This window comes from Fictibacillus aquaticus, from assembly GCF_002245695.1.
Lineage (GTDB): Bacteria > Bacillota > Bacilli > Bacillales > Fictibacillaceae > Fictibacillus > Fictibacillus aquaticus.
The window spans coordinates 176,719-192,087 of the sequence record NZ_NOII01000001.1; the positions used below are offsets into that span (position 1 = coordinate 176,719).

A 15,369-nucleotide genomic window follows, 5' to 3' on the forward strand; every position below is an offset into this window, starting at 1 on the left:
AGTGATTTGTTATTGCCCCCGGTCTTGCAGCAGCCTGCTTAATAGAACGTCTCCGGCCGCAAAAAAAATCGGGCTCTTCTGACATATTGAATAGGACAACATCATATGATGTATTGTCCACAACCAGCAACGGAACTTATTTGGATCGGGAGGGAAATGCATGGAAAAAATTGATATTTTCAAGGATATTGCCGAAAGGACCGGCGGCGATATTTATCTCGGAGTGGTAGGAGCGGTACGGACAGGCAAATCAACGTTCATCAAGAGATTCATGGAGCTAGTGGTGCTTCCTAACATACAGAGCGAGTCCGAGCGCCACAGAGCCCAGGATGAACTGCCGCAAAGTGCAGCCGGGCGTACCATCATGACGACTGAACCTAAATTTGTCCCGAACACAGCTGTATGCATAAATGTCGGGGAAGGACTAGACGTAAATATTCGTCTGGTGGACAGTGTAGGCTATGCTGTGCCGAGTGCTAAAGGCTACGAGGATGAGAACGGCCCGAGGATGATTCATACGCCATGGTATGACGAGCCGATCCCTTTCCATGAAGCAGCCGAGATCGGAACAAGAAAAGTCATCCAGGAGCATTCCACTCTAGGAGTGGTCGTGACGACTGACGGATCAATCGGCGAAATACCGCGTTATGATTATGTGGACTCTGAAGAACGTGTTGTCGAAGAGCTGAAAGAAGTAGGTAAACCGTTCATCATGATCATTAACTCAACACATCCTCATCACCCAGATACACAGCAGCTGCGCAGCGAACTGTGCGAGAAGTACGATATACCGGTTCTGGCACTCAGTGCAGAGCAAATGACTGAACAGGATATCCATAATGTTCTGAGAGAAGCGCTTTACGAGTTTCCTGTCCTCGAAGTGAACGTTAACCTTCCGAGCTGGGTGATGGTCTTAAGGGAAGATCACTGGCTTCGTGAGAGCTACGAAGAAGCGGTAAGGGAGACAGTGCAAGATATCAAGAGACTTCGCGATGTGGACCGCGTGGTAGGATGTTTTGAAAACTTTGAGTTTATTGATGATGCAAGGCTTGCCGGGATCGAGATGGGCCAAGGTATTGCCGAAATCGACCTGTTTGCTCCGGATGATCTGTACGATCAGATTCTGAAGGAAGTGGTCGGTGTTGAAATAAGAGGGAAAGACCATCTTCTCCAGCTCATGCAGGAATTTGCCTTTGCAAAAACAGAATATGATCAGGTGGCAGATGCCCTGCGTATGGTGAAGCAGACGGGTTATGGCATCGCCGCACCTGCTATCACAGATATGAGCTTGGATGAGCCGGAAATCATCCGTCAGGGATCAAGGTTTGGCGTCCGTTTAAAAGCGATTGCACCAAGCATTCATATGATAAAAGTTGATGTTGAATCAGAGTTCGCTCCGATTATCGGAACGGAAAAGCAGAGCGAGGAGATGCTGCGGTATTTGATGCAGGATTTTGAAGAAGATCCACTTTCAATCTGGAACTCAGACATTTTTGGAAGATCGCTGAACTCTATCGTCCGTGAAGGAATTCAAGGCAAAATTGCTCTCATGCCAGAGAATGCACGCTATAAACTTAAAGAAACACTTGAGAGAATCATCAACGAAGGTTCAGGCGGACTGATTGCCATTATTCTATAATCCAGACTCCTTTTTGGGGTCTTTTTTTTGTCCTGAAAACACTCCCATCACCTGGCTCATTCCATAATTCGGTGAAAAAGGATTGAATTCTGCTTTTTTTTCGTTTAATATAAGGCTTGTTGCAGATTATTAGAAAATCTTGTATAAAAACATATAGACAGTTAACATTTAACCGATATATGCTTTAACACAAAGATACAACACCTTGAGAGGAGGTGAATGGAATGAACAAAACTGATCTAATCAATACAGTTGCTGAGCAGTCAGAGCTTTCTAAAAAGGACGCTACTAAAGCTGTGGACGCTGTTTTTGAAGCAATCGCTGAAAGCCTGAAAAGCGGAGATAAAGTACAGCTTATCGGATTCGGAAACTTTGAAGTTCGCGAACGTGCTGCACGCAAAGGGCGCAACCCGCAAACTGGTAAAGAAATCGAAATCGCAGCGAGCAAGGTTCCTGCTTTCAAACCAGGAAAAGCCCTTAAGGATGCTGTAAAGTAATATAATACATAGGGCAATAAAGGACCGATCTTGATCGGTCCTTTTTATCTTATATGGGCCCAAAACGTACATGCCCGATTGTAACCGGGTTTTTTGCTAAGTTTTGCGACATATGCTAAAATTTCTTGAGGAATAACAGTTTTGAGTGGAGGAAAATGAAGTGATTGAATTTGACCGTGAAAAGATAGAGACTGCCATACGCATGATTCTTGAAGCTGTCGGCGAAGACCCAGACCGTGAAGGGCTTCTTGATACACCTAAGCGGGTGGCTCGCATGTATGAAGAAGTTTTTCAAGGATTGAACCAAGACCCGAAAGAACACTTTGCTACCGTTTTCGGCGAAGATCATGAAGAGCTTGTGCTTGTTAAGGACATTCCGTTCTACTCGATGTGCGAGCATCATCTTGTTCCGTTTTTCGGTGTAGCTCATATAGGATATATTCCTAAAGGAGGCAAGGTAACAGGCCTCAGCAAGCTTGCCCGTGCGGTGGAAGCGGTGACAAAACGTCCTCAGCTTCAGGAGAGAATCACTTCTACTGTAGCAGACAGCCTTGTTGAAACACTAGAACCTCATGGTGTAATCGTAGTTGTCGAGGCAGAGCATATGTGCATGACGATGCGCGGTGTGAAGAAGCCTGGATCTAAGACCGTTACATCGGCAGTCAGAGGAGTATTCGCAGAAGATGCGGCCGCAAGAGCAGAAGTGCTAAGTTTTATTAAAAGCTAAAGGGGCGAATATCAGATGAAGTCTGAGCTTGATTTTTTTGTTATAAAAGCAAAAGAGAACGGCGTAAATGTGATTGGTTTAACCCGCGGCACAGAAACGAGGTTCCACCATTCTGAAAAGCTCGATAAAGGCGAAGTGATGATCGCACAGTTCACCGAGCATACATCTGCCGTTAAGGTAAGGGGTAAAGCTGTCATCTATACGAAGCATGGAGAAGTAGATACAGAAGCATAAAAAGAAGCATAAAAAGAAGCTTGGCTTATGCCAGGTTTTCTTTTTTCGCCGCGGCATCCGGACATGCACTTAAGTACAAGGATGCATAGGTGCTTCCCTTTTTTATCAGCCCTTATGGCAGCCATTCTGGAATGGCCGTCAGCTGCTTTGGCAATTATGGTATAATAAATGGGGTAATTTTAGCCGTTATGGGGGCACTCAAAATGAACACGAGCCAAGAACTGAAACGTTTGATCAATTTAGTAGAGAGCAGGATGGAGCATGATTATTCGGGCCGCTTTGTTGCTCCTCCAGAAATAGATGCTGCTAAGGCGCTTGCACTGTACAGCGTACTCGGCGATGCGCCTTTGCCTGCAGAACTGGCAGATGAATACTTTGCTGCGGTCATGCTCATACAGGCGGCTCTAGATATGCATGACAGTGTCATGGAAGCACGCGATGATGAGAGGAAAGGACGTCAGCTATCCGTACTTTCTGGCGACTATTACAGCAGCATGTATTATCTGATATTGTCGCAGTGTGAAGATATCACGCTTATCCGGCATCTATCTGTGGCGATTCAGCAAATCAATGAGAATAAGACCCTTATTCACATGAAGGAAAGCAGCGACCCTGAAATTTACATACAGGCAATCCGCCAGAAAGAAAGTCTTTTAGCAGCAGAGACGGCGCGCCGTTTCGGAAAAGAAGAGCTTGTTCCTTTTCTAGAAGATTATTTGTTTTTGGCGGCCGTAGCAAAAGACCGGGATTCAATATTGGCGATTTGCGGGGACGAGTCCATCAATATTGCTGTGAGCGATGCGTGCGGCAGGATGAGAAATGAAAGCTGCCTGGCACCTTCGTTTTTTAGCAGAGAAAACCGTCAGCTGGATTTTGACTGGAACAGCGGCAGCATGACAGGGGAGGGATGATGCATGATGTCAAAAGAGGAACGCGTGCATTCCGTATTTGAGAAAATTTCAACGCAATATGACTTTATGAACGATGTGATCAGTTTCCGGCAGCATGTGCGCTGGCGCAGCCAGACGATGCGGATCATTGAAGTAAAAGAAGGCAGCCGATGCCTTGACCTGTGCTGCGGCACTGCCGACTGGACGATCGCGCTTGCTGGGGCATCCGGTCCAGGAGGTGCGGTCACCGGCCTGGATTTCAGCGAAAACATGCTGAGTGCCGGCAGGAAGAAGGTTGAAGAAAAAGGTCTCGAAAGCCGGATCGACCTTTTGCACGGAAACGCGATGGAACTCCCGTTTGCGGACGATACGTTTGATGTGGTGACCATTGGATTCGGCCTGCGCAACGTACCAGATTATCTCCAGGTGGTCCGTGAGATGGCGAGGGTTGTTAAACCCGGCGGAAAAGTGGTGTGCCTAGAGACCTCTCAGCCGTCTGCCCCTGTGTTCCGTCATCTATTTTCTTTTTATTTCACAAGCATCATGCCGCTGTTCGGCAAGCTTTTTGCCAAAAGCTATGATGAATATGCTTGGCTTCAGGAATCGACTAAAGCTTTTTTATCCAAAGAAGAACTAAAACAGCTTTTTTATGAGGCTGGACTGGAAAAAGTGATGGTCAAATCCTTTTCACTTGGGGCAGCAGCCATGCATTACGGGAGAAAACCTTCATAGAAAGAGAGAATGAACGTGCTGAAGAAACTGGCAGTAATACTTGAAATGATAAAATTTGAACACACGGTGTTTGCCCTGCCTTTTGCTTATTTAGGAGCAGCGATGGGAAACCTTTCAGAGGAAGGGACATTCCCTGCCTTGATGGAATGGGTATGGATCACTCTAGCGATGGTCGGGGCGAGAAGCGCGGCCATGACACTTAATAGGATAATAGATTCTGAGATAGACCGGAGAAACCCAAGAACGGAAACACGTGCAATACCGGCAGGACTGATCAGCAGAATAGAGGCAGCGCTGTTTACAGCCGTGTCACTCCTGATTCTATTCTTCAGCGCCTTTCAGCTGAACAAGCTTTCTGTCATCCTTCTGCCGGTAGCAGTTTTCTTTTTGGTTATTTATTCTTACACGAAACGATTTACTTTCTTGTGCCATGTCGTGCTTGGTGTGACAATCGCTATTGCTCCGCTCGGCGGATGGGTAGGAGCAACAGGAACATTGAGCCTTGAGGCGTTCCTTCTATTTTTCAGTGTTCTTTTCTGGATCGCTGGTTTTGATGTGATCTATGCTACTCAAGATGCAGAATACGACCGCACCCGCGGACTCTATTCCATTCCTTCTTATTTTGGGGTGCGCAAGGCACTGCTCATTGCACGCGGGATGCATGTTATCAGCTTTATCAGCTTTTTGCTGCTCGGTTCTGCTGCTTCTTTAGGATGGATCTATTACGCGGGTGTCGTGTTATCTGGTCTTATAATGATCTACGAACATTCACTCGTGAAGCCAGATGATTTATCTAAGCTTAACGTCGCATTTTTTACGATGAATGGCATTTTGAGCATGGTCATGTTTATCTTTTCACTGGGAGATATGTATCTATGAAAATTTTCACGGTAGGCATCACAGGAGCGAGCGGAGCGGTATACGGGGTCAGACTCGTGCAGGAACTGCTCAGAGCTGGCCACAAAGTGCATATGATGGTGACTGAAGCAGGATGGCAGGTTTTCAGGGAAGAACTCGGATGGAATACAGAAGACAGAGATAAGCTGATCGAGGAGCATTTCAAAACAGACAGCGGACTTCTTCACTATCACACACTGAGGGACTTTAACGCACCTGTCGCAAGCGGCTCGTATCAAAATGACGGGATGGTCATCATACCGTGTTCGATGGGCACCTTATCAGGCATCGCACATGGAGCGAGCGGAAACCTTCTCGAACGGACAGCAGATGTCATGCTTAAAGAAGGCAGAAAGCTGGTCGTTGTACCGAGGGAAACGCCGCTTAACCGGATTCATCTGGAAAACATGCTGAAAGTGACAGACGCCGGCGGGAAGATCCTTCCTGCCATGCCTGCATTTTATCAGCTTCCCAAAACGATGGACGATTTGGTGAACTTTCTAGTAGGGAAAGTGCTTGATAGTCTGGGTGTGCAGCATGAGTTGTTTACAAGGTGGGGAGATCATTGATCGCGGTTGGAGAAATCAGTTATACGAATATAATGCCGCTGTATTACTACTTGAACAGAGCGGAACTTGAGAGCAAAGGGGTATCTTTTGTGTCAGGTGTCCCTTCTGCTGTCAACGGCCTCATGCAGAAAGGGCTTGTTGATGTGGGCGGCATTTCATCTTTTTCCTTTGGTGAGAACAGCAGCCGGTACCTGCTGTTTCCGGATTTGTCTGTCTCTTCTTTTGGTTCAGTCGGCTCCATATTTTTGTTCTCGAAAGTGCCAGCGGAAAGGCTGCAGGGAAAAAGCATCGCCCTTACTTCAAGCTCTGCTTCATCTGCCGCACTGCTTAAAGTGATTCTAAAAAAGTTTTATCATGTTGATCCCTTGTACACTGTGAAAGCTCCAGATTTAAAATCTATGCTTGCTTCGAGTGACGCTTGCCTGCTCATAGGTGATGATGCATTGTCGGCGATCAGGGAGTCTTCAGGGTTATTCACGTATGACCTTGGAGAGCAATGGATGAAATTTACCGGGTGTCCGATGACGTTTGCTGTGATGGCTGTTCGCCGAGATACGGCTGAACGCTATCCGGCTCTTCTTGAAGACGTTAAGAACCAGATGCAGGAAAGCCGAAACAAATGTGTGAGTGAGAAGTTCGGCCCTCTTGTTTCAGGGCTTGATCCGGCTCTCGGCGGAAATAAGGAAAGCTGGCTGTCTTATTTCAGCGGGTTAGACTACCGCCTGAATGGAGAACATGAAAGAGGATTGAATCTTTATTACCAATACGCATTCGAATGCGGGCTGCTTCAATCACAGCCTGTGATCACCTATTTTAACGGATGCATGAGTATCGGGCGATAAGGCGGTATGTTATGAAATTAAAAGACATGTATACATTTGTGAAAAAAGATCTTCAAAGTATCGAAGCTGAGCTTGAACGATCCGTTTCATCTGCTCATCCGCTCCTGCAGCAATCAGGAACCGATCTGCTTAAGGCAGGCGGAAAAAGAATTCGCCCAGTCTTTGTCCTTCTGTCTGCTCAGTACGGCGATTATGACGCTGATAAAGTGAAAAAAGCAGCAGCTGCTCTTGAATTAATCCATATGGCATCACTCGTTCATGACGATGTAGTCGATGATGCAGATATTAGAAGAGGACGAAGGACAATTAAGTCTCAATATGATGATAAAATTGCCATGTATGTAGGGGATTTTATTTTTGCCAGAGCACTTCAGCTGATGTCAGAAATTCGGGAGCCTGCTGCTCATCAGATCCTTGCTGAAGGTATCCGAGAGATGTGCCTCGGAGAAATTCAGCAGATAAAAGAACAATTCGATACAGAACAGAACGTCCGCCAGTATTTGAGGAGGATCAAGCGGAAAACCGCACTGCTTATCGCTATGAGCTGCCAGCTTGGAGCGATCGCTTCTGGTGCGCCTGTCTCTGTTCAGAGAAATCTGTACGAATTCGGCTACAACGCAGGGATGGCCTTTCAGCTGACCGATGATATCCTTGACTTTACGTCTACTGAAAAAGAGCTCGGAAAACCTGCCGGCGGAGATTTAAAGCAAGGCAACCTGACGCTTCCCGCACTGTATGCGATGTACAAAGTTCCTGGATTAAAGGAAAAAATCATGGATTATTATGCAGGCAAAGGAGAACTGAAGCCTCTTCTCGCTGCTGTTAAAGAGAGCGGAGCCATCGAGTTCTCAGCAAAAGCATCGGCTGCGTATCTTGAAAAGGCAGTGGTTGCTGCAAATATGCTGCCAAATCATGCTGCACGCACCAGTTTGTTAAAAATTGCAGGGTATATTGGACGCCGAAAATTTTAAACACATTGCTAATTTTCGAAATGTTTGATACGATTTTCTCGGGACTTCCCATTTTACATAGAATTCAAAGGAGAGAAAATCATGGAAAGAACATTTTTGATGGTTAAGCCAGACGGCGTCCAGCGCGGATTGATCGGAGAAATCACAGCGCGCTTCGAGAAAAAAGGATTCAAGCTTGCAGGGGCTAAATTGATGAACATTTCAGAAGACCTTGCAAAAGAGCACTACGGTGAGCACAAAGATCGTCCGTTTTTCGGCGAATTAGTGGAATTTATCACATCCGGCCCGGTTTTCGCGATGGTATGGGAAGGGAAAGACGTAATCGCGACTGCTCGATTCATGATGGGCAAGACCAATCCTGCTGAAGCAGCACCGGGCACGATCCGCGGCGACTATGCAGTACAAGTGAGCAACAACATCATCCACGGTTCGGATTCTCCTGAAAGCGCTGTCCGTGAAATCGGCTTATTCTTCAAAGAAGAAGAGCTAGTGGCGTACGAGAAATCTGTAGCTGCCTGGATTTAACCTGATTGGAAATGAAAGCGTTTAAAAACCGGCCCATGGCCGGTTTTTTTCTTTATTCAATATGAAAATAAAACCCTTCCTGCCGATAAAAGCTTAAAGAGAGAGTAATAAGGAGTCTGAGCCAGTTGGATACTGATTATGAACTGTTTATAAAAAAAATTAAAAAACAAACAGGAATTGACCTTTCCTTATACAAAGAAGCACAGATGAAAAGAAGGATGCAGACACTTAAGGATAAAAGAAACTGCGGATCTTTTGCTCAATATGCCGAACTTGCCGCGGGCGATCCAGTTATGCTTGAAGAATTGCTTGACAGGATTACGATCAATGTCTCTGAGTTTTACAGGAACCGCACTAGATGGGCCGATCTTGAAGAGAAAATTCTTCCTGAACTGCTGAAAAACACGAAAGATATAAAAATCTGGAGTGCAGCATGCTCGACAGGCGAAGAGCCGTATACATTGGCAATGATAATGGAACAGCATACCCGCCGTGTCCCGTATTCAATTCTCGCCACAGACATCGATGAGCAGGTTCTTAAACAGGCAGAGCATGGATTTTATTTTGAAAAATCAGTAGCAGAGGCACCAAGAGCGGCGGTAGAACGATTTATGGATAAACATAAACATGGGCTTGCTGTTAAGAAAGAGCTGAAAAGAAATATAAATTTCAATAAGCTGAACCTTTTGGCAGACGAGTTCAGGAGCGGGTTTGATCTGATCGTTTGCCGGAATGTTATGATTTATTTTACGGATGAAGCAAAAGAGATTCTTTATCGGAAATTTGCCAGGGCACTGAGGGATGATGGCATCCTATTTGTCGGAAGCACAGAACAGATTTTTCACCCTGGAAAATACGGTCTAGAGGCAGTCGAGCCGTTTTTCTACAGAAAAAAGCCGTGATAATGAACAGAATTGTTTGACAGAGTTCTTTTATTCGTTTAATCTGCTATATAAGAAAGGCGGCAGCGCCTTTAAATGAGAATAGACTTTTAAGATTAGAGATTAGTTGAGATGAGAAGAGAATGATGAGTGGAGCTGAGCCGAGGCAGTCATAATATACAATGCCGTACGGTTTATTTCCGTACGGCTTTTTCGATTATTATGAATTGAACTCTCCATTCCCTCCCCGTTCTCCGCCTAAAAAACGGAGGTGCCCCATGATTTCATACAGCTTTATTCCGCCTTGAAGTAATGATATATGTTCAATTATTTCTAATTCATTCAAGGAGGATGCTGATAATGATATCGAGTTATTTATCCAAAATCGCAAATTTTGAACACTTGACACAGACCGAAGCAAGAAACCTGATGCAAGAAATGATCACCAGTCCTATAGATGAACAACAGGCAGCAGCACTATTAGCCGCGTTGAAATTAAGAGGCGAAACTCCTGAGGAGCTGGCCGGCTTCGTTCAGGCGGTGAAAGCGAATCAAAAAGACGTTATTCACAGCCGGACAGGTGTGATCGACACTTGCGGAACAGGCGGCGATATGAAAGGAACCTTTAATGTGTCTACGGCTGCATCGATCGTTCTTGCCGCGTACGGTCTGCCTGTTGCTAAGCATGGAAACGGAGCTGTTACTTCTGCAAGCGGCAGCATGGATGTTCTGCGTGCGCTGAATATCAATCCTGCAAACACACCAGAGGAGGCAAAGGATGAACTGGAAAAGCGTCATATTTCTTTTTTGAACGCTCCATCCTTTCATCCTGGATTGAAGAAGTTTGTATCGACTAGGAAAAAGCTGCCCTTCAGGACCGTCTTTAATCTAATCGGTCCGCTATGCAATCCAGCTGAGCCAGAATTTCAGCTTCTTGGAGCTTCAACTGAAAAAGCAGCTGAAACAATCGTGCAGGCGATGAAGTTGCTTGGAAGGAAACGCGCTCTTGTTGTTTCCGCCGCAGATGGGATGGATGAACTTTCAATCACCTCTCCGACACGTATGTTTCTTTTGAATGAAGGAGAGATACAAGAAAGTGTGATTACACCTGAAGAAGCGGGAATCCGCACGGCAAATTCTCTGCACGGACTGCAGGTGTCATCAAAGGAAGAAAGTGCCGAATTGATCAAAAAGCTTCTGAAAGGATATGCCCCGCAGCCGGCAGTAGACATTGTTGCACTTAATGCAGGCGCAGCTCTCTATTGTGCACAGAAAGCGGACACTGTGGCTGAAGGAGCAGAGCACGCCAGGGCAAAACTTGCTAGCGGAGAAGTTTATGAGTTTTATAGAACATTATGTGCCGAAGGAGGAAATGCTCATGCTGCTTACTGAAATATTGAACAGCAAACAGCTAGAAGTACAAAAGCTGAAAAAAACGGAGATTAATTCTGAGCGGAAGGCTGTGAGCGGGACATTCATTGAAGCACTTCAAAATCATCGTGAATCGCCTGCTCTTATTGCAGAGGTAAAGAAAGCATCCCCTTCAAAGGGAATTATCAGGCACGATTTTCAGCCGGTTAAAATCGCAAAAGAATACGAAGAAGCTGGAGCCGCTTGTTTGTCTGTGTTGACCGACGGCCCGTTTTTTCAAGGATCGCTGCATTATCTGGAAGAGATCAGGAAAAATACTTCACTTCCTCTTTTGCGCAAAGATTTTATCATCGATGAACGGCAGATAGAAGAAAGTGTGATCTATGGTGCTGATGCGATCCTGCTCATAGCTGCTGCGATGCCAGCTGAAAGACTGCGTTTACTTTATGAACACGCCGAATCATCAGGGCTTGACGTTCTAGTGGAAGTGCATTCGCTTGAGGAGCTGAAAAGTGTGACCGCAGAGTTTTCACCTTCGCTTATTGGCATCAATAATCGTGACCTCAATACTTTTCATACCGATCTTGCCACGACCTTTTCCCTGCTGCCGCACATGCCGGAAGGTGTCTTGATCGTAAGTGAGAGCGGGATCGTTTCAAGTGATGATGTCAGCAGGCTTAAAGCTTCAGGAGTTGGTGCTATGCTTGTCGGCGAGACACTCATGAGATCTGAAAATATCAATAGTGCTGTCTCGAGTCTTTATGGATACGCAGATTAAATATTGCGGAGCAAAAAGCGAAGAAGATTGCAAATTGATCGCGGATTCTGCTGCTGCAATCATCGGGTTTGTTTTTGCGCCGTCTAAAAGGCAGGTAACCGCAGGACAGGTGAAAAATTGGAGCAGATTTTTGCCTGAGAGGATAAGAAAAGCAGGCGTGTTTCAGGACTCAAGCTCTCGGGAGATTATAGAAGCGGCTGAAGAGTGCGGACTTGATATCATCCAGTTTCACGGAAATGAACCGCCAGAGCTGCTATCAGAAATAAAAACAATAACCGGCCTCACTGTATTCAAAGCGCTGAAGGGGAGCAGCAGGCTGGTTGAAGAAATGATACGTTACGATAAAGCTGCTGACGGCTACATCATCGACAGCGCCAAAGGATCCCAGTTTGGAGGGACGGGAACCACATTCGACTGGACATTTATCCCGTCAGCGGCAAGAGAAGCTCACAGACAGGGAGCATCATTGTTTATAGCAGGGGGCATCACAGCGGAAAATGCAGCCAGTCTCCTGCTGTATAAGCCAGACGGAATCGATGTCAGCAGCGGAATAGAGGAAGACGGCCAAAAAAACGTGAGCAGAATACTGATGCTCGAAAGGGTGATAGAGGAATATGAAAACAGAACAATTGCCAGATAATCTAGGACGATATGGACGTTATGGTGGGAAATACGTTCCTGAAACTGTCATGTCGGCACTTGCTGAACTTGAAGCAGGCTTTAGTGAAGCGAAGGAAGACAGTGAGTTTTTGAACCTTTATCTTAAGGAACTGAGCAGCTATTCAGGCAGGCCGACTCCGCTGACCTTTGCTGAAGGGCTTACGAAAAAAGGCGGTGGGGCAAAAATTTTCCTGAAACGTGAAGATCTAAACCATACTGGCGCACATAAGATCAACAACGCGATCGGACAAGCCCTTCTCGCTGTAAGGATGGGAAAGAAAAAAATCATCGCTGAAACAGGCGCTGGCCAGCACGGTGTCGCTGCAGCTACTGCTGCTGCAAGGTACGGCCTTGAATGCCGTGTTTTTATGGGGGAAGAAGATATCAGACGCCAAGAATTGAACGTTTTCAGGATGAAGCTTCTAGGCGCAGAAGTAGTGCCTGTATACAGCGGCAGCAGGACTTTAAAAGATGCTACAAATGAAGCGATACGGGAATGGGTCAGGACAGTTGAAGATACATTTTATCTTATTGGGTCAGCGGTAGGACCGCATCCTTATCCGCAGATCGTCAAGCATTTTCAAAAAATTATCGGTGAAGAAACCTCAAGCCAGCTCAAGGATATTACCGATCAAGATCCATCCTGCATCATCGCTTGCGTAGGAGGAGGCAGCAACGCGATCGGAATGTTCGCTCCGTTTATTGACAGTTCCATTCCGTTGGTCGGTGTGGAGGCAGGGGGCAAAGGTACTTCAACTGGTTTTCATGCAGCAACAATGGAAAAAGGTACTCTTGGTGTGATACATGGTTCTATGACAAGGCTGCTTCAAACCGAGAACGGCCAGATCATCGAACCGTATTCAGTATCTGCAGGACTTGATTACCCGGGTGTTGGACCTGAACATGCCTATCTTTATGAATCAGGGCGTGTTGCTTACGAAAGTGTCACTGATGAAGAAGCGCTTGATGCTCTTCAGACGTTATGCAGTGAAGAAGGAATATTGTGCGCGATTGAAAGTGCGCATGCTGTCGCTTACGCATTGAAGGCAGCCAGCAAATATACAGAAAACGAGATGATGGTCATCTGCCTTTCCGGACGGGGTGATAAAGATGTTCATACTCTCATCTCGAGAAGAGAGGGCGGTTCGGATGAATAACAGCAGATGGAAGAGATTTAGTAATAAAAACAGCTTCCGCTTTGTGCCGTATATGATGGGCTGCGATCCTGACAGGGAAACATCCATCGAGATCGCGCTTGCACTTCAGGAAGGCGGTGCCGAAGCGATAGAGCTCGGCGTACCTTATTCTGATCCGCTCGCAGACGGACCGGTCATTCAGCGTGCTTCGCAAAGATGCCTGGAAAATGACGTCTCACTGACAGATGTTCTGGAACTGGCTGGAGCGATGCGGGAACGAGGGGTTTCGGTGCCTGTGATTATCTTTACTTATTACAACCTTTTGTTACAATTGGGAGAGAATCGTTTCTTCGAGCTTGCCGAAAAGAATGGAATAGATGGGGTTTTAGTACCGGATCTGCCGTTCGAAGAAAGCGCAGGTTTGAAAAAATCATGCCGTGACAGGGACATGGCCTTTATTTCTCTTGTGGCTCCTACGACCCGTGAAGAACGCCTTAAAGAAATCGCGCAAGATGCAGACGGCTTTTTGTACTGTATCTCCTCAATGGGAGTGACAGGTAAGAGAGCGGCGTTCGCGGGCAACGTAAAATCGTTTCTAGCTAATGCACAAGAACAGTCCAGGGTGCCGGTTCTCGTCGGCTTCGGCATTTCCAGCAGCAGCCAGGCTATGCAATTTGCCGGAGTGTCGGACGGCTATATTGTCGGGAGTGCGATAGTCGAGAAGATAGAGGCACTTCTCCCTCGCTTTTCACAAGAACAAGAGAGGGAAGGAGCTATAAGAGAATTCAAGTATTTCATTAACCAGCTTGTTCCCGCACAGCCGGAAAAGGAGTGTAATCATGCAGCCGAAAACACAGCTGACGACATTAAAGCCGTATCAGCCGGGAAAACCGATTGAAGAAGTGAAAAAAGAGTTTGGGCTCTCGAAGATCGTGAAGCTCGCATCGAACGAAAACCCTTATGGATGCTCGCCTAAGGCTAAAAAAGCCATTGAAGAAGAGCTGCAGAACCTTCATTTGTATCCAGACGGCTATGCCGCTGGTATCCGTGAAAAAGTGGCAGCTCATTGCAAAGTGGCAAAAGAACAGATCATCTTTGGAAATGGCTCTGATGAAGTGGTGCAGATTTTGTGCCGCGCTTATCTTGGAGAGGGCACGAGCACGGTAATGCCGGCACCCACCTTTCCACAGTACCGTCACAACGCAGTCATAGAAGCTGCGGAGGTTAGAGAAGTCCCTCTAGTAGAGGGAGACCATGATCTTCAAGCTATGCTTGAGGCGATAGACAGCAGCACGAAGATTGTCTGGCTCTGCAATCCGAATAATCCGACAGGTACTTATATCAACTCGGAGGATTTTGCTTCTTTCATGGAAAAAGTTCCGAAAGGAGTCTTGGTTGTCAGTGATGAGGCATATTACGAGTATGTGGGAGCAGAGGACTATCCTGATACCGTTCCTTTCTTAAAGCAGTATGAGAACCTGATCATCCTTCGGACATTTTCAAAAGCATACGGACTTGCATCCCTGCGGATCGGCTACGGACTTGGAGCTGAAAAGGTAATAAAAGCGATTGAGCCTGCCCGCGAGCCGTTTAACACGTCCCGAATTGCTCAGGCTGCCGCACTGGCAGCTCTCGGTGACCAGTCGTTTATTGAAGATTGCAGACAGAAAAATAATTTTGGATTACAGCAATATTATGACTTTTGCAAAGAACAAGGCTTGTCTTATTATCCTTCTGAAGCGAATTTTATCCTTGTGGATATTAAAGGCGACTCGGATGAAGTCTTTCAATACTTGCTCAGCCGGGGATACATTGTGCGTTCAGGCTCTGCTTTAGGTTTTCCGGGCTTTATCCGCATCACAGTCGGGAACAGCGAGGAGAACAGCGAGATCATCTCCTTGCTGAAAACTTTCTTGCAGGAGCGAATCTCATAGAGTAAAAAAACTCAGGAGCGGTACTACGCTCCTGAGTTTTTATTTTATTTTTCTAAATTTTCAAAAAACATATTGCGTTTTCTATG

Annotated in this window: 18 protein-coding genes; all 18 read left to right on the forward strand. The window is 46.2% G+C overall.

The window, feature by feature from the left end; translation table 11 throughout:
• Window positions 1–160: 160 nt before the first annotated feature.
• The 18 genes from spoIVA (at window position 161) to hisC (ending at window position 15,283) form a co-directional block, all read left to right on the forward strand.
• Window positions 161–1,639, forward strand: a complete 1,479-nt coding sequence (gene spoIVA / locus CGZ90_RS01035) for a stage IV sporulation protein A (protein ID WP_094250477.1) — start codon at window positions 161–163, stop codon at window positions 1,637–1,639.
• Window positions 1,640–1,863: 224 nt separating this feature from the next.
• The gene (locus CGZ90_RS01040; protein WP_094250478.1) at window positions 1,864–2,136 is read left to right on the forward strand and encodes an HU family DNA-binding protein; all 273 of its coding nucleotides are present in this window, start codon (window positions 1,864–1,866) and stop codon (window positions 2,134–2,136) included.
• Between the two features lie 160 nt (window positions 2,137–2,296).
• Window positions 2,297–2,863: a GTP cyclohydrolase I FolE gene (folE, locus tag CGZ90_RS01045; RefSeq protein ID WP_094250479.1), complete on the forward strand. Its 567-nt coding sequence runs from the start codon at window positions 2,297–2,299 to the stop codon at window positions 2,861–2,863.
• Window positions 2,864–2,878: 15 nt separating this feature from the next.
• Window positions 2,879–3,097, forward strand: coding sequence for a trp RNA-binding attenuation protein MtrB (mtrB, locus tag CGZ90_RS01050; protein WP_094250480.1), 219 nt, complete (start codon window positions 2,879–2,881; stop codon window positions 3,095–3,097).
• A gap of 203 nt (window positions 3,098–3,300) precedes the next feature.
• Window positions 3,301–4,008: a heptaprenyl diphosphate synthase component 1 gene (locus CGZ90_RS01055; RefSeq protein WP_165766729.1), complete on the forward strand. Its 708-nt coding sequence runs from the start codon at window positions 3,301–3,303 to the stop codon at window positions 4,006–4,008.
• A gap of 3 nt (window positions 4,009–4,011) precedes the next feature.
• Window positions 4,012–4,719 carry a demethylmenaquinone methyltransferase gene (locus CGZ90_RS01060; RefSeq protein WP_094250482.1) on the forward strand — a complete coding sequence of 236 codons (708 nt, stop codon included), beginning with the start codon at window positions 4,012–4,014 and terminating at the stop codon, window positions 4,717–4,719.
• A gap of 9 nt (window positions 4,720–4,728) precedes the next feature.
• A complete protein-coding gene (locus CGZ90_RS01065) occupies window positions 4,729–5,598 on the forward strand; it encodes a UbiA-like polyprenyltransferase (RefSeq protein ID WP_165766730.1) in 870 nt (289 codons plus the stop codon).
• A complete protein-coding gene (locus tag CGZ90_RS01070) occupies window positions 5,595–6,185 on the forward strand; it encodes a UbiX family flavin prenyltransferase (protein ID WP_094250484.1) in 591 nt (196 codons plus the stop codon). The genes CGZ90_RS01065 and CGZ90_RS01070 overlap by 4 nt, the downstream gene beginning before the upstream one ends.
• Window positions 6,182–7,027, forward strand: coding sequence for a menaquinone biosynthetic enzyme MqnA/MqnD family protein (locus tag CGZ90_RS01075; protein ID WP_094250485.1), 846 nt, complete (start codon window positions 6,182–6,184; stop codon window positions 7,025–7,027). The genes CGZ90_RS01070 and CGZ90_RS01075 overlap by 4 nt, the downstream gene beginning before the upstream one ends.
• An 11-nt stretch (window positions 7,028–7,038) precedes the next feature.
• Entirely contained in the window at window positions 7,039–7,998 is a 960-nt protein-coding gene (gene hepT / locus CGZ90_RS01080) for a heptaprenyl diphosphate synthase component II (RefSeq protein ID WP_094250486.1), read from the forward strand.
• Window positions 7,999–8,079: 81 nt separating this feature from the next.
• A complete protein-coding gene (gene ndk / locus CGZ90_RS01085; protein WP_094250487.1) occupies window positions 8,080–8,523 on the forward strand; it encodes a nucleoside-diphosphate kinase in 444 nt (147 codons plus the stop codon).
• A gap of 125 nt (window positions 8,524–8,648) precedes the next feature.
• Entirely contained in the window at window positions 8,649–9,425 is a 777-nt protein-coding gene (locus CGZ90_RS01090; protein WP_094250488.1) for a CheR family methyltransferase, read from the forward strand.
• A gap of 339 nt (window positions 9,426–9,764) precedes the next feature.
• Window positions 9,765–10,796 carry an anthranilate phosphoribosyltransferase gene (gene trpD / locus CGZ90_RS01095; RefSeq protein WP_165766731.1) on the forward strand — a complete coding sequence of 344 codons (1,032 nt, stop codon included), beginning with the start codon at window positions 9,765–9,767 and terminating at the stop codon, window positions 10,794–10,796.
• Window positions 10,786–11,553: an indole-3-glycerol phosphate synthase TrpC gene (gene trpC, locus CGZ90_RS01100; RefSeq protein ID WP_205727375.1), complete on the forward strand. Its 768-nt coding sequence runs from the start codon at window positions 10,786–10,788 to the stop codon at window positions 11,551–11,553. The genes trpD and trpC overlap by 11 nt, the downstream gene beginning before the upstream one ends.
• The gene (locus CGZ90_RS01105; protein ID WP_094250491.1) at window positions 11,537–12,193 is read left to right on the forward strand and encodes a phosphoribosylanthranilate isomerase; all 657 of its coding nucleotides are present in this window, start codon (window positions 11,537–11,539) and stop codon (window positions 12,191–12,193) included. Before trpC ends, CGZ90_RS01105 begins: the two co-directional genes overlap by 17 nt.
• Entirely contained in the window at window positions 12,168–13,370 is a 1,203-nt protein-coding gene (trpB, locus tag CGZ90_RS01110; protein ID WP_094250492.1) for a tryptophan synthase subunit beta, read from the forward strand. The genes CGZ90_RS01105 and trpB overlap by 26 nt, the downstream gene beginning before the upstream one ends.
• Complete coding sequence (trpA, locus tag CGZ90_RS01115) at window positions 13,363–14,247, forward strand: tryptophan synthase subunit alpha (RefSeq protein WP_094250493.1); 885 nt, start codon at window positions 13,363–13,365, stop codon at window positions 14,245–14,247. The genes trpB and trpA overlap by 8 nt, the downstream gene beginning before the upstream one ends.
• On the forward strand, window positions 14,189–15,283 hold the full coding sequence (hisC, locus tag CGZ90_RS01120; protein WP_094250494.1) for a histidinol-phosphate transaminase: 1,095 nt from the start codon (window positions 14,189–14,191) through the stop codon (window positions 15,281–15,283). The genes trpA and hisC overlap by 59 nt, the downstream gene beginning before the upstream one ends.
• Window positions 15,284–15,369: the final 86 nt, after the last annotated feature.

Bases quoted from the DNA above. Each gene is read 5' to 3' on its own strand.
- trpD (WP_165766731.1), top strand. From the start codon at position 9,765: ATGATATCGAGTTATTTATCCAAAATCGCAAATTTTGAACACTTGACA.
- spoIVA (WP_094250477.1), top strand. From the start codon at position 161: ATGGAAAAAATTGATATTTTCAAGGATATTGCCGAAAGGACCGGCGGC.
- trpA (WP_094250493.1), top strand. From the start codon at position 13,363: ATGAATAACAGCAGATGGAAGAGATTTAGTAATAAAAACAGCTTCCGC.
- CGZ90_RS01105 (WP_094250491.1), top strand. From the start codon at position 11,537: ATGGATACGCAGATTAAATATTGCGGAGCAAAAAGCGAAGAAGATTGC.
- hisC (WP_094250494.1), top strand. From the start codon at position 14,189: ATGCAGCCGAAAACACAGCTGACGACATTAAAGCCGTATCAGCCGGGA.
- ndk (WP_094250487.1), top strand. From the start codon at position 8,080: ATGGAAAGAACATTTTTGATGGTTAAGCCAGACGGCGTCCAGCGCGGA.
- mtrB (WP_094250480.1), top strand. From the start codon at position 2,879: ATGAAGTCTGAGCTTGATTTTTTTGTTATAAAAGCAAAAGAGAACGGC.
- trpB (WP_094250492.1), top strand. From the start codon at position 12,168: ATGAAAACAGAACAATTGCCAGATAATCTAGGACGATATGGACGTTAT.
- CGZ90_RS01065 (WP_165766730.1), top strand. From the start codon at position 4,729: ATGAACGTGCTGAAGAAACTGGCAGTAATACTTGAAATGATAAAATTT.
- CGZ90_RS01060 (WP_094250482.1), top strand. From the start codon at position 4,012: ATGATGTCAAAAGAGGAACGCGTGCATTCCGTATTTGAGAAAATTTCA.
- hepT (WP_094250486.1), top strand. From the start codon at position 7,039: ATGAAATTAAAAGACATGTATACATTTGTGAAAAAAGATCTTCAAAGT.
- CGZ90_RS01070 (WP_094250484.1), top strand. From the start codon at position 5,595: ATGAAAATTTTCACGGTAGGCATCACAGGAGCGAGCGGAGCGGTATAC.
- CGZ90_RS01055 (WP_165766729.1), top strand. From the start codon at position 3,301: ATGAACACGAGCCAAGAACTGAAACGTTTGATCAATTTAGTAGAGAGC.
- CGZ90_RS01040 (WP_094250478.1), top strand. From the start codon at position 1,864: ATGAACAAAACTGATCTAATCAATACAGTTGCTGAGCAGTCAGAGCTT.